Raw genomic sequence first — 12,907 nt, 5'->3', positions numbered from 1 at the left:
GGCCCGCCGGGCGTGGTCGCCGGGGTGGTGCGGGCGTGGTCGCGGGCCTGTTCGGCCACGTCGAGGGCGTCCAGGAGACCCGTCGCGGCGATGCCCGCGCCGGCCAGCGCGTTGAGCTGGGCCGCGGCGGGGCCGCCCTCGGCGTCGTCGAGCGCGGACTGGGCCGAGGCCACCTCGCGATCCGCCACCCCGAGCGCCTTCAGCGCCTCGTTGAGCCGGAGCCGCACGTCGCGGAGCTCCCGCTCCGCCGTGGGGACGTCGCGGCCGTCAGCGAAGCGGCGCGTCTCCTCCAGCGCCGGGATCCCCGCGCGCAGCTCGTCGGCCGAGTTCTCCGCCACCGCCCGGTCGGCCTCCAGCTTCGCCGCCCTCGCCTGGAGCACGGTCAGCTCCTTGCGGGCCTCCGCGACCCGGCGGCCCAGCGTGTCGTCCTTCAGCGTGGCGATCTCCGCCTTGACCGTGGCGATCGCCTCCGTCGCCGTCTCGCCCGCCGCCTGGTGCTGTTCCAGCTCGGCGGCGAGCTGCTCGTCCCTGTCGGCGGCGTCGGCCAGCTTGCGCGCCTGCCTTCCGCGCCAGCACCGCAACGCGTCCGCCAGCCGGACCCTGGCCTGGTCGCGCCGGTCGAACGTGGCCAGCAGCGCCCTCGACTCCGCCTCGAACTCCGCCAGCCGGTCACCCGCCTGGGCGGCGCGGACCCGCTTGGCGTGCTCGTCGCGCCGGGCCTCCCGCTCCTGCTCCAGCTCGGCGTCGAGCCCCGTCAGAGCGGCGATCGCCTCGAAGACCCGCTCGGGCGAGATCTCGTTGAGCGGCTGGGAGAGCAGGTTCGTGGCCACCTTGCTCCGGACCGACGTCGACAGGAACGACACGCACCGGACCCGGTCGCCGTACAGCACCTTGGTCAGGTCGCGAGCCACGACGTCCCGTCGCCCGGCGGACTTCGGCAGCGACGCCCAGATCTCGTCCGCCCGCGCCACCCGCTCGGCCTCGGACGAGGCGGACGCCAGATGCACTCCGGCCCGCCACCGGATCTCCAGGTGCGGCGCTTCCTGGTTCACCTTGAGCCACACGGTGACAGCCCCGCCCGATGTGTCGGGCACGTCGAAGAGCTCGCCGCCGTCCTCGGCTGTGAGGACGGCGACGCTGGAGACACCGGAGGCGGGGACGCCTGTCGCGGTGGGGGCGCCGTCGTTGGTCAGGGTGGCCGCGGCGGCCAGGGCCGGCGGTGCTTCGATGTCGTGGTGGGCGCCGGCGGGGCCGAAGACGCCCACGATGTAGCCGTGGTCGGCGCTGGCCCACTGGCGGCCGCCCGCGCCGCTGGCCAGCTCGGCGTTGAACAGCAGCTCCGAGACCGCCTTGGCGCCCGACGCGAACCGCCACTGCTCGTCGCCGAGCAACGCGGTGATCGACGCGATGAAGGACGACTTACCGGCGCCGTTGGAGTCCTTCGGCCCGGCGCCGGCGACGACGATGAGCGTGCCCGGGACGGTCGGCACCGGATGGGTCGAGAGCCGTGAGATGTTGACCGCCTGCACAGCGATCAGCACCCGGTCTCCGACGACGTTCTCCACCTGCGACACCTCTGCCCCCCGTAGCCCTTCGATCTTTCGTCACGCTCACCACCGGTCGCCCGCCGGCCGTGCTAGCCCGGTCTGCGGCGTTCATCACCGGGCCCCTCACCGGCCGCGTTCACTCGGCCGACCTTCGGGCTCGGACGGCGGCGGCCAGCGGAGTGTGCGGGCCCGCCGCCAGGATCAGCTCCTCCTGCAGGCGCCGCCGCGCCGCCTGGGTGAGCCGGTGGAACTGCGGGCCGGGCACGTACCCGCCCGCCTCCTCCCCGGCCTTCACCTGCGCGACCAGCCCGGCATGGCGCAGCACGCGCAGCGCCGACTCCAGCTCTCCGATCGGCACCTGTGTGTGGCGGCGCAGCTCGTCGACCGGCGTCGGGTGCGTCGACACCCACGTGTCCTCGGGCAGCAACCCTTCGGCTCGGGGAATCGCCACGGAGTGCACGAGCACCAGGGCGAGCACGGCCCGCTCGCTCTCCCCGAGGTCGTCTTCGGACGCCGGCGAGACGGTGAGAGGGAGGGCGGGGCCGCTGCCGCCTCGGGGGGCGTGGGCACGGGCCGCCACCTCGTCGTCGTAGCCCGAAGTCCAGCGTTCCCGGTACTGGACGAGCGTGCGCCCCCGCCTGGCCAGCATCTCGCCGAGAGTGTGGCGGAGCGCCGGATCGCGGAGAGCGCCGAAGCGAGCCTCTTGCACCGGCTCGGCAGCGTGCTCCACCGCCATGAACGCCGCGACCAGCTCGGCGCGACGCCGCTCGTCGTAGCCGCTCAGGAGATCGTCGAACTCCGGCGTGCCACCCTCAACCCGCCCGCCGAGCCCGGGAGGGGCCGGCGGGGTAGCCGAATTCGGCGGGCGGCCCGCGTCGGTCGCCCGCGACGGCCGGCCGTCGGCACCAGTCGCGTGCGACGCGGGACGATCCGCGTCAGCCGCGCGCGATGCCGAAGGATCCGCGTCAGCCGCGTGCGATGCCGAAGGATCCGCGTCAGCTCCCGGTGCAGGCGAGCCGCCCCCGGTCGCCGTTGGTGTGGGGGAGTCGGCCGGTGCCCCAGTGGGGGAGACCGGGGTGGGAGTGGGGTGGGCGGCGGCGACGATGTCGGCGTCGGCCACCACCGTGAGCTCGGGCCGTTGCGGTTCCGGCAGGCGGCGGACCAGCTCCTTCAGCTGGTTGTGCGATTCGACGGGCCACAGGGCGCAGCGCGGGCCGAGGGTCACCAGGCCGTCGGTCATGACGATCCAGGCCGAGTCGTGCAGGCGCCGGAGCGCGCCGATCGCCCAGTTGCGCATCAGGTCGTCGGTGCGGCCGATCAGGGCCCGGTAGGTGTCGAGGACCAACTCGACGGGGGCGGGACGGCCCGGCCACGGGTCGGTCGACAGGTCGGCCCAGCAGCTCTTGAGGCAGGCGGCGAGGACTCGCCGCGTCTCGCCCGACCGCTCCACCGGGATCGCCGCCACCTGGTACTCCTCCAGGAGCGACGGTGTCACCCCGTCGGGCCACACCGGCACGGCCTGCCCCGTGGAGTCGGGCCGCGTCAGCCGGACCATCCCGGCGGGCGCGGATGCTCCGGCGGCCAGCCTGAGCGGCCCGCCCGAGCGGGCGCGCACGTGCGCCACGGCGTCGTCAGCCGGGGGCGCGGCGCGCCTGGGGGACGCCGCGCGGAGCGGGTCGGTCATGGGGTGCGCTCCAGGTAGCCGTGGGAGAGCCAGGCCGGTTCGCGGGCCGGGTCGACCGTGAGAGTGTCGGACCAGGTCAGGCGGTACGGAAGCTCGGGACGCAGGTCGATCGTCGTCAGGTCGGCGAGCAGGCGGCGAGCCGAGGGCCAGTCGGCGCCGAGCACGTCGGCCAGCGCCACCCTGGACTCCGCGCCAAGCAGCGACTCGGCCATCGAGGTCAGCCGTTCGACGGCGGCCGTCGGCGACGAGTCGAGGGACCCCTCAGGGCCGGGGTCGGGCAGCGCGGAGCGCGGGGGAGTGGGATGGGCGGGGGCCGGGCGCGGCGCCTCGTCGACCGCGCGGACGATGGCCGCCGGGTCGTGCCAGGGCGCCGGAGCGTCGAAGACGAAGCCGTCGAGCACCGCCGCCAGTCGCTCCCTGGACGCCGTCTGGGCGAAGGTGCGCCACGTCTCGGTGGGCAGCAGGGTGAGGTTGCGGGTGGTGCCCGCCGAATCGGCGAGCCGGCCCGCGGCCCGGCGGGAGGCGTCGCTGTAGGCGTAGATGGCCGCCCGCAGGTCGGTGCAGACGCGGTCGAGGTCGGGCCAGCGGGTCAGGATCGTGCCGTGCAGGCTCTGCGCCCGGCGCGCGATCTCTTCCGTGCCCCACAGCTTGGGCGCCTGCTCGCGCAGTTCCTCGATGGTGCCGGTGGTGAGCGTGATCAGCTCCAGCGCCCACAGCCGGAACGCGCGGGCCAGGTTGACGGCGCTGGCCCTGGCCTCCTCCATGGTGGTGCGCGGGTCGGCGACGTTGAGGTCTTCGAGCGCCAGCAGCCGGTGCATCTCGGACTGGCCGCCGTCGTCCATCATCCGCCTGATGAACATCAGGCCGACCACGCTGGTGAACGACGCGCGGTAGCGGAGCTGGTTGGGCTTGGGGAACACCTCGCGGATCGCGCCGAGCCCCTTGAGCACCCGCAGCCGGTTGTCGAACCGGTCGGCGGGGTGGGCGCGGCAGGCGAAGCGCATCTGCTCGTGCGTCAGCCACTCCTCGCCCGCCTCCGCGAACGCCGCGAACAGGGTCTCGGCGATGTCGACCAGGGCGGGATCGTCGACGACCGCCCCGCTGTCGCGGGCCAGCGCCGCGAACATGCGGCGGTACGTCGACAGGACCGCCTCCTCCGAAAGGGCGGCGTCGAGGGTCAGGGGCTCTTCTGGCACGCGCACTAAGGTACGGCTTCGCACCGACACTCTTGGAACCAACGCGACTACCAGCGAGTACTCATGCACGGGCGACTGCGCGCTTTCGTGATGTCTCCGCCGTCGCCTGTGCCTGCGCTGATCAGGACGGCTGATCGGGACGGCTGATCGGGACGGCTGCTCAGGATGCGGACCGGTACTGCTTGAGCGGCACGTGGTCGTCGACGACCTCGGCGAGGGAGTCGACCGCCTCGTCGGTCGGTGACTGGAAGAACCAGCGGGCCGCGGCCCGCCCGTGCCGCTGGTTGCGTTCGACGTAGTCACGCAGCTGCTGCTCGTACCGGGCGAACGCCGTCGTGTGGTCGGCGCACTCGGCGAGCTCGCCGGCCAGCACATAGGCGCCGATCAGGGCCTGGGAGGTGCCGCGTCCGGAGGTGGGCGCGGCACAGTACGCCGCGTCGCCGAGCAGCGCGACCCGGCCGGCGGACCAGCTGTCCATCAGCACCTGGCTGGAGGAGTCGAAGAAGAAGTCGTCGGCGGCGCGCATCGCCTCCAGCAGCCGGGGGACCTCCCAGCCGGCGTCGGTGAAGTGCTTGGCCACGATCTCCTCCTGCTGCGTCCGGTCGTGCCGGTCGTACGCGAGCTCCTCGGCGACGAACGACAGGCCGACTCGCAGCTCGCTGTTGCCGCGGGCGCTGAACGCCAGCGCGCTGCGGCCGGGCGTGTTGTACATCAGGCCCGCGTGGTCGAGGCCGAGGAGGTTGGTGGTGGTGAACAGCGCGCCGTAGATGCCGAGGTGGCGCAGGTACCGCGACTCGGGGCCGAAGGCGAGCCTGCGCACCGTCGAGTGCAGCCCGTCGGCGCCGACGACCAGGTCGAACGTGCGCGCCTCGCCGCGCTCGAAGCCGACCCGCACGCCCTCGGGGTGCTGGTCCAGCGTGGTGATGGTGTTGTCGAACAGGTACTCGGTGGTGTCACGGGTCGCCTCGTACAGGACCCGCGTGACGTCCGCCTTGAGCACCTCCAGCTCGCCGGAGATGGCCGCGGCGGGCAGCGTGGCGACGGCCGCGCCGCCGTCGTCGACCAGCGTCATCGCGCTCATCCGGGTCTGATGCCGGTGCATGTCGGCGAGCAGCCCCATACGGTCCAGGACGTCCAGGGCCGAGCCCCGGAAGTCGATCGCGGCGCCGCCGTCGCGAACGGCGGGCGCCCGCTCCACGATCGTCGGCTGATGGCCGTAGCGGTGCAGCCAGTAGGCCAGGGCGGGGCCGGCGACGCTGCCGCCGGAGATCAGGATCCGCATGGAAGGTCCTCTCGTCGGTGAACGGTGCCACCGTACGCAGAAATTGGGCAAATGCGCAATACGTGTGTCTTAGGCGTACGCACGCATCACGCACCGAGTAGGATCTCGTCCATGGGAAATCGCGAGGACCTGCTCGCCGGAGCCCGCCGTTGCCTGGAGGAGAAGGGCTGGGCCCGCACGACCGTCCGGGACATCTCGGCGGCGGCCGGCGGAGTCAGCATGGCGGCGATCGGCTACCACTTCGGCTCACGAGAGGAACTGCTCAACGCGGCCCTGCTCGAGGCGATGGCCGAATGGGGCGAGGAGATCGGCGCGGCCCTGGCCGCCGCGCACGACCCCGACGCGACACCGGCGCAGCGCTACGAGGCGCTGTGGTCGCAGATGATCAGCTCCATCGCCGAGCGTCGCACGCTGTGGCTGGCCAACCTGGAAGCCATGGTGCAGGCGGAGCACTCACCGCAGCTGCGCGAACAGCTCGTCGCGGGCCAGCGTGAGGGCCGGCGCGGCCTGACCGCCCAGCTCACGGGCGGCGACGAGGACGGCATCGCCGAGCACGACGTCCGCACCGTCGGCTCGGTGCACCTCGCGCTGCTGCTCGGGACGATGACGCAGTGGCTCAACGACCCGGAGTACGCGCCGTCCGGCGCCGACCTGCTCGACGGCCTGCGGGCGATCGTCGCCCACTTCGACGGGTGAGGCCGATACGCGGGCCGGGCGCTGCCGCACCTCTGGGATGATCCCGGTATGAGAAGCGTCGAGGCGCAGCTCCTGCACCGCCCGCCGGGGCTCGGGGCGGGGGAGGTCGTCCGCCACCTGCTCGCCCTGCAGGCGCAGGACGTGCCCGCCGCCCACCTCGCCTTCCGTGCCCGCTCCGCCACCCTCACCGTCGCCGACGTCGAGGACGCCTGGCGGGGGCGCGAGATCGTCCGCACCTGGGGGCCGCGCGGCACGTTGCACTTCGTCCACGCCGACGACCTGCCCTGGATGCACGCGCTCACCCGGCGCGAGACGAGCACCCTGCGCCGCCTCCGCGAGGAAGGCGTCACCGGCGACGACCTGCTCCCGCTGATCGACCGCGCCCTCGCCGGTCAGGGCCCGCTCACCAAGGCGGAGCTGGAGCAGCGGCTGGCGGGCAGGGCGCGTGGGCAGGGCGTCGTCCACCTGGTCGCGCTGGCCGCCTTCCACGGCCTGGCCGTCCTCGGGTCGCTTCGCGCGGGCAAGCCCACCTACGTGCACGCCGCCGACTGGCTGGGCGCGCCCGTGCGGCCCGAACCCGACAGGGAGCGCGCGCTGGCGGAGCTGGCCCTGCGCTACCGGCGCGCGCACCAGCCGTCCACCCCCGAGGACCTGGCCGCCTGGTCGGGCCTCTCCCTCGGGGAGGCCCGCGCCGGGTGGCGGCTGAGCGTCGACCCCGGCGCCCCCGCCGCCGACGGCTCCGTGGTGCGGTTGGCGCCCGCGTTCGACGAGTACCTGCTCGGCTGGCGCAGCAGAGACCCCATCGTGCCCGCCGGGCACGCCCGCGCGGTGTTCCCCGGCGGCGGCATCCTGCGTCCCGTTCTGCTGGTCGATGGCCAGGTGGCGGGCGTGTGGGCACGCAGGGGCGGCGACGTCACCGTGACCCCCTTCGGGGACCTGCCCCCGGGGCTGCTGGACGACGAGATCGCGGACGTCCGTCGCTTCCTCGGCCGGCCGCTTCCCAGTGAGAAACCAGAGCTTTAGAGGGGATTCATGAGGTATGCCCCGCCGACCACCGAGGCGGCGGCGACCAGCAGGAAGAAGAACACATAGAAGCCGCCGGGCAGGAACGTCAGCCTGGCGAGCTGGTCGGCGTCGGAGTCGCGGGCCTGCCGCCTGCGCCGCTTGCGCTGCAACTCGATGATCGGCCTGACCCCGCCGAACAGCAGGAACCAGACCGCCACCAGCGCCACGACCTGCTGCATCTTGCTCGGCGCGTACATCGACAGGGCGAACACGGCGCCGCCCGTCGCCAGCAGGATCAGCGCCCCGTACAGGTTGCGGATCAGCAGCAGCATGCACACCAGGAACAGCAGGACGGTCCAGATGAGCAGTGTGATGCGGCCCTGCTCGGTCAGCCAGGCCGCCGCCAGGCCGAGCAGCGAGGGCGCCAGGTACCCGGCGAGCGCGGTGAGCACCATGCCGGGGCCGGTGGGCCTGCCCCTGGTGACGGTCACGCCGGAGGTGTCGGAGTGCAGCCGGATGCCTTCCAGCTTGCGACGGGTGAGCAGCGCCATGAGCGCGTGCCCGCCCTCGTGGGCGATCGTGATCAGCCCCCTGGACAGATGCCAGGTCACGCCGAAGGAGACGATCGCGAGCGCGACGAGTGCCGAGACCACCACGACCCAGGGGTCGGGGTCAGGCTGAACCTTGATCAGGTGGGCCCACAGCTTGTCCATCGAGCAATGAGCCTATCCAGGTAAAGTCACGATTGTGCTCACAGAACATGATTCTGATACGGACACGCCCGGCTGGTGGGCGGAGCTCGGGCTGCCGGGCCTGATCGACCTGCACGTCCACTTCCTGCCCGAGCGGATGGAGCGCCGGGTCTGGCACCACTTCGACCACGGCGGGCCGCTGATGGGGGACGGCTGGAAGATCGAGTACCAGTGGCCGGTCGACGAGCGGCTGGCCCGGCTGCGCGAGCTGGGCGTGCGGACCTTCCCCGCCCTCGCCTACGCGCACCGGCCGGACATGGCCGCCGACCTCAACGCCTGGACCCTGGACTTCGCCCGCCGTACACCTGGATGTCTCCCGTCGGCGACCTTCTACCCCGAGCCTGGAGTGGTGGACTACGTCCGGCAGGCGCTGACCGACGGAGCCAGGATCTTCAAGGTGCACCTTCAGGTGGGCGGTTTCGACCCCCGGCTGGAGGAACTCGACGCCGTCTGGGGCATGCTGGCCGACTCCGGCGTGCCGGTCGTCGTCCACGCCAGCTCGGTGCCGGTGCCCGGGGGCTGTGTCGGCCCCGAGCCGATCGGTGAGGTGCTGCGCAGGCACCCCCGCCTGCGCCTGGTGATCGCGCACCTGGGCATGCCGGAGTACGAGCCGTTCTTCGCGCTGGCCCAGCGGTACGAGCGCGTCGCCCTCGACACCACGATGGCCTTCACCGACTTCTCGCAGACCCGAATGCCGTTTCCCGACATGTTGCGACCCGCCCTGCTTGATCTCGGTCTCGCGGGGAAGGTGGTGCTCGGCAGCGACTTCCCGACCATCCCCTACCCGTACGCACACCAGCTCCGCGCGCTCGACCGGCTCGATCTGGGCGACGACTGGTTGAGGGCCGTCTGCTGGGGCAACGGCCAGACCATGATCTGATAGACCAGTGAACGAACGGCACGTAGCGCTCATCAACGACTTTTTCGACGCCCTGGGCCGGGCGGACTTCGCCGCGATGGAACGCTGCTACCACCCGGACGTGAGCTTCGGCGACCCCATCTTCCAGGAGGTGGAGGGCCGCGACCGGGTGATGGCGATGTGGCGGCTCCAGCTGGGGGTGCGCGAGGGCCTCAGGTCCGAGTACCGTGACGTGACAGCCGACGACTTCACCGGCACCGCCCACTGCACGTCCCGCTACACCTTCTCCAGCACCGGACGCCAGGTCGCCGACGAGGTCGACGCGCTGTTCAGGTTCGACGGCGGCCTGATCGTCAGGCACCGCGACGACTTCGACTTCGAACGCTGGTCCAGGCGGGCGCTCGGCAGACCCCACGGCGTGCTGTTCGGCTGGACCCCGATGTGGCGCAAGACGATCCGGGACAGGGCGGCCCGGCAACTGGACAACCTCCACAGGGCATAGAGGAGGGCGGAGTGGCATGGCACGGATGAAGGGCTTCAGGCGCGACGGCGGCTCTCGCGAGAAGGCGCCCGAACTGTCGATGGACCCGCGCGCCCCCGAAGAGCCGCCGTACCAGCCGACCGTCATCGACAACGCGATCTACCAGGACGGCGAGCGCGTCGACAATCCGGGCTCGCTCGCCGACGCCTTCGAACGGCTCAAGCAGACGCCGGGCAGCATGGCCTGGATCGGGCTCTACCGGCCGAAGGAGTGGGAGCTCGGCAAGCTAGCCGAGGAGTTCGAGCTGCACGAACTGGCGCTCGAGGACGCGATCGTCGGCTCGCAGCGTCCCAAGGCCGACCGGTACGGCGACACGCTGTTCGTCGTGCTGCGCGCCGCCCGCTACCTCGACGACGTCGAGGAGGTCGCCTTCGGCGAGCTGCACGTCTTCGTCGGCCCCGACTTCGTGATCACCGTGCGGCACGCCGAGGCTCCCGACCTGCAGAGCGTGCGCAGGCGCATGGAGTCCGACCCCGAGCTGCTGCGGCAGGGCCCGCAGGCCGTGCTGTACGCGATCCTCGACGCCGTGGTCGACGGGTACGCCCCCGTCGTGGCCGGGCTGCAGAAGGACATCGAGGAGATCGAGGCCCAGGTGTTCGGCGGCGACCCGACGGTCTCGCGCCGCGTCTACGAGTTGTCGGGCGAGGTCATCGAGTTCCAGCGGGCCACCGCGCCGCTGGTGCGGATGATCGACGGGTTCATCGCCGGGGCCGCCAAGTACGGCGTCAACGACGAGCTGCAGAGCTACCTGCGGGACGTGGCCGACCACGCGATCACCGTGTTGGAGCGGGTGGCCTCCTTCCGCCAGCTGCTCCAGGACATCCTCCTGGTCAACTCGACGATGGTGACCCAGCAGCAGAACGCCGAGATGGCCAGGATGACCGAGGTCAGCATCCGGCAGGGGGAGGAGGTCAAGAAGATCTCCGCCTGGGCGGCCATCCTGTTCGCCCCGACGCTGGTCGGCACCATCTACGGGATGAACTTCGACTTCATGCCCGAGACGCACTGGGCGCTCGGCTACCCGTTCGCCATCATGCTGATGGCCGCCGTCTGCCTCGTCCTCTACATGGTCTTCAAACGCCGCGACTGGCTCTGACGCACGTCATCCTGTCCGGCTCCGAGTTCGTCGCCGCGGCGAAAGCATTCTGCTGACCGGCGGAGCCAGCCGGGTCAGTCCTCCAGCTTGGACGTCACCTTGTCCGGGGCCGGAGCCTTGATGGACACCTTGCGGCCCCACCCGGTGAAGCGGCTGTCGATGGAGAGCGTCTTGCCCTCCAGCTCCTCGACGTTGAACACCCCGTTCGCCGCGTACGAGCTGGTCACCCTGCTCACGAGACCGGAAGCGCCGATCGTGAGCGTGTACGACACCTCCGTCTTGTTGTTCCGGAACGGGAGCTGACGCCCTGACCCGGCACCAGCTTGGCCTTCGTCGCGCGAACCGGGTCCTGGGGCGCGGCCTGCGCGGGGGCGGCGGTCACCAGCAGGGCGCCACCGGCCACCACGGCCATGATCATGTTCTTCATTTCGGCGATCGTGCCGGAAGTGGATCACGAATCGGGCGTCGGCGCTGTGTCGCCTCGGGAACGATCCACAGGTCTACGGCGCCTGGCACAGCCGCGTCGCGCGCAGGGCGACCGGGCCGCCGGGGGTGTGCACGGTGACCAGGTCGCCGTCGGCCGAGACCTCGGGGTCCGCGCTGCCCGGCACGATCAGGGTGAGCAGGCGGGCCGCGTCCGGGGACTCCACGGTCAGCGTCTCCTCCGTGCGCAGGTACCCGGGCGAGACCCGGCCGGGCCGCGCCGTCTGACCGGCGACGGGCCGCGCCTGCGGGACCGCCAGCTGCAGGAGGCTCACCCGCCAGTCGCCGTCGCCGAGCACCAGCACGCCGTCGCGCCGCGACACCAGCCGGAGGGACGGGTGGAAGTGCCACAGGCTGCGCATCGTGTGCCCGGCGGGCGCCTCGTCCAGCACCGCCATCAGGTCGGCCCCGTGGCTGACCAGCACCTCGCGGGTCCGGCGGACGCCGTAGGCGTCGTCGGCCAGCCGGAACGACTGCCGCGACGCTCCCATCGCGGAACCGGCCAGCCGGGTCGCCGTGCCCGGCCGGAACTCCGCGCCCGTCACGACGGGGACGTTGTGCGCCTCCGGCGAGCGGGTCCACTCCTGGTAGGCCGTCTTCTCGTAGGAGTGGAACCCGGCCTCCACCAGGATCGGACGGCCGTGCGCGTAGTAGGTGACGCCCAGGTGGTCCTCATGCCCGTGCAACCGCCGCCCGGGGCCGAACCGGATCGAGTAGTACGCGGACCGCGCGTCGCCCCAAGCGCTCCGGCCGAAGACGTAGCCGCCGTCGAACACCCGCACCAGGGGCCCGTCGCCGGACGGGAAGCCGGTGGGCCGCGTGTCGGCGGGGCTGTCACCGATCGGCACCAGGCGGCCGTCGGGCTGGGTGGCGTGGACGACGTACGTCTCGAGCGCGGCGCGCCGGGCGGCCAGCGAGGCGGGTACGTCGGCGCCGCTCGCCTCGATCGCCCGCAGGGCAGCCCCCAGCCGCCGGTGCACGTACAGCCCGTACCTCGGGGCCTGCTCGTGCAGCACTCCTTGTGCGTCGACGGCCAGCTCGGCCGAGCGGGTCATCCGCCGGATCGCCAGGTCCCGCCACCTGTCGCGGCCCAACCGGCAGCCGACCACCAGCAACGCGATGTCCTGGTCCAGCCCGTGGTTGTGGCCCTCCCGGTAGAGCGCGGGATCGGCGAGGACCGCGCCGTGCTCGGCGAGCCCGTCCCACAGGCGGGGGGTGCGCACGTGCGCGCTGAGGCAGACGAGGACGGGCGCGCGCAGCGCCACGGCGTGCTCGGACCACGCCCAGGGGCTGACGTCCCGGCCGCGTCGGGGGTTCGCGCGCAGCCAGTCGTCGGCCAGCGCGGCGGCCCGATCGAGGTGGTCCCGCCGCCCCGACCGCTCGTACTCGGCGACCAGCCGTCCCACCCAGCGCAGCGCGTGCAGGTTGAGCGCCCAGGAGCGGTTGCCGTGCGGGTTCTGCCGCCAGTCGATGTCCGCGTCCGTGCCGAGATCGACCGGCGGCAGGCCGGCGAACGTCACCCGCCCCTCCATCACCTCCGGCACGTTGATGGTGGGGAACTGGTCGGCGAGGCAGATCGCCCGGCCGTTCCGGACACGCCAGAACACGAGGTCGCTCCTGATTTCGGGCGCGCGAAACCCGCGCGCGGCGGAAAGGGCGTGCGCGGCAGGACCCGCGCGGCGGAAAGGACGTGCGCGGCAGGACCGCGCGGTGGAATCTGCGGACATGCGCGGCCGGACCCGCGCGGCGGCAGGCGTTGAAGCGCG

11 protein-coding genes and 1 pseudogene are annotated in these 12,907 nt (G+C 72.5%); 5 read left to right on the top strand and 7 right to left on the bottom strand.

Annotated features, from left to right (window positions below):
* The 4 genes and pseudogenes from ABZ297_RS43495 to ABZ297_RS43480 form a co-directional block, all read right to left on the bottom strand.
* Positions 1–1,565: pseudogene (locus ABZ297_RS43495) on the bottom strand (chromosome partitioning protein ParA); the annotation flags it as partial.
* A gap of 118 nt (positions 1,566–1,683) precedes the next feature.
* Positions 1,684–3,231 (bottom strand): hypothetical protein, encoded by a 1,548-nt coding sequence (locus ABZ297_RS43490; RefSeq protein WP_355359317.1) that lies wholly within the window; start codon positions 3,229–3,231, stop codon positions 1,684–1,686.
* Positions 3,228–4,427 carry a hypothetical protein gene (locus tag ABZ297_RS43485; RefSeq protein WP_355359314.1) on the bottom strand — a complete coding sequence of 400 codons (1,200 nt, stop codon included), beginning with the start codon at positions 4,425–4,427 and terminating at the stop codon, positions 3,228–3,230. The genes ABZ297_RS43490 and ABZ297_RS43485 overlap by 4 nt, the downstream gene beginning before the upstream one ends.
* Positions 4,428–4,587: 160 nt before the next feature.
* A complete protein-coding gene (locus ABZ297_RS43480) occupies positions 4,588–5,709 on the bottom strand; it encodes an FAD-dependent monooxygenase (protein WP_355359311.1) in 1,122 nt (373 codons plus the stop codon).
* A gap of 111 nt (positions 5,710–5,820) precedes the next feature.
* Between ABZ297_RS43480 and ABZ297_RS43475 the strand changes: the two genes are divergently transcribed.
* Both ABZ297_RS43475 and ABZ297_RS43470 read left to right on the top strand, forming a co-directional pair.
* Complete coding sequence (locus ABZ297_RS43475; RefSeq protein WP_355359308.1) at positions 5,821–6,405, top strand: TetR/AcrR family transcriptional regulator; 585 nt, start codon at positions 5,821–5,823, stop codon at positions 6,403–6,405.
* A gap of 48 nt (positions 6,406–6,453) precedes the next feature.
* Complete coding sequence (locus ABZ297_RS43470; RefSeq protein ID WP_355359305.1) at positions 6,454–7,428, top strand: winged helix DNA-binding domain-containing protein; 975 nt, start codon at positions 6,454–6,456, stop codon at positions 7,426–7,428.
* On the opposite strand, the gene ABZ297_RS43465 is transcribed toward ABZ297_RS43470, so the two are convergent.
* Positions 7,425–8,123: a M50 family metallopeptidase gene (locus ABZ297_RS43465; RefSeq protein WP_355359302.1), complete on the bottom strand. Its 699-nt coding sequence runs from the start codon at positions 8,121–8,123 to the stop codon at positions 7,425–7,427. The two genes, ABZ297_RS43470 and ABZ297_RS43465, sit on opposite strands and share 4 nt — an antisense overlap.
* 34 nt (positions 8,124–8,157) lie before the next feature.
* Here ABZ297_RS43465 and ABZ297_RS43460 point away from each other — a divergent pair, with 34 nt between their 5' ends.
* From ABZ297_RS43460 to corA, 3 genes are read left to right on the top strand one after another with little or no spacing between them, the layout of a single operon-like run.
* Positions 8,158–9,042 (top strand): amidohydrolase family protein, encoded by an 885-nt coding sequence (locus ABZ297_RS43460; protein WP_355359299.1) that lies wholly within the window; start codon positions 8,158–8,160, stop codon positions 9,040–9,042.
* Between the two features lie 7 nt (positions 9,043–9,049).
* Positions 9,050–9,523 (top strand): nuclear transport factor 2 family protein, encoded by a 474-nt coding sequence (locus ABZ297_RS43455; RefSeq protein ID WP_355359295.1) that lies wholly within the window; start codon positions 9,050–9,052, stop codon positions 9,521–9,523.
* 16 nt (positions 9,524–9,539) lie between these two features.
* Positions 9,540–10,658: a magnesium/cobalt transporter CorA gene (gene corA, locus ABZ297_RS43450; RefSeq protein WP_355359293.1), complete on the top strand. Its 1,119-nt coding sequence runs from the start codon at positions 9,540–9,542 to the stop codon at positions 10,656–10,658.
* Positions 10,659–10,732: 74 nt separating this feature from the next.
* Here corA and ABZ297_RS43445 read toward each other — a convergent pair whose 3' ends face one another.
* Positions 10,733–10,930: a hypothetical protein gene (locus ABZ297_RS43445; protein ID WP_355359290.1), complete on the bottom strand. Its 198-nt coding sequence runs from the start codon at positions 10,928–10,930 to the stop codon at positions 10,733–10,735.
* A 228-nt stretch (positions 10,931–11,158) separates the two neighbouring features.
* Positions 11,159–12,748 carry a heparinase II/III family protein gene (locus ABZ297_RS43440; RefSeq protein ID WP_355359287.1) on the bottom strand — a complete coding sequence of 530 codons (1,590 nt, stop codon included), beginning with the start codon at positions 12,746–12,748 and terminating at the stop codon, positions 11,159–11,161.
* Positions 12,749–12,907: the final 159 nt, after the last annotated feature.

Origin of the sequence: Nonomuraea sp. NPDC005983 (assembly GCF_040614375.1) — a bacterium.
Classification (GTDB): Bacteria; Actinomycetota; Actinomycetes; order Streptosporangiales; family Streptosporangiaceae; genus Nonomuraea.
The sequence above is the reverse complement of the archived record's forward strand: the minus strand, read 5'-3'. Positions and strand labels throughout refer to the sequence as shown.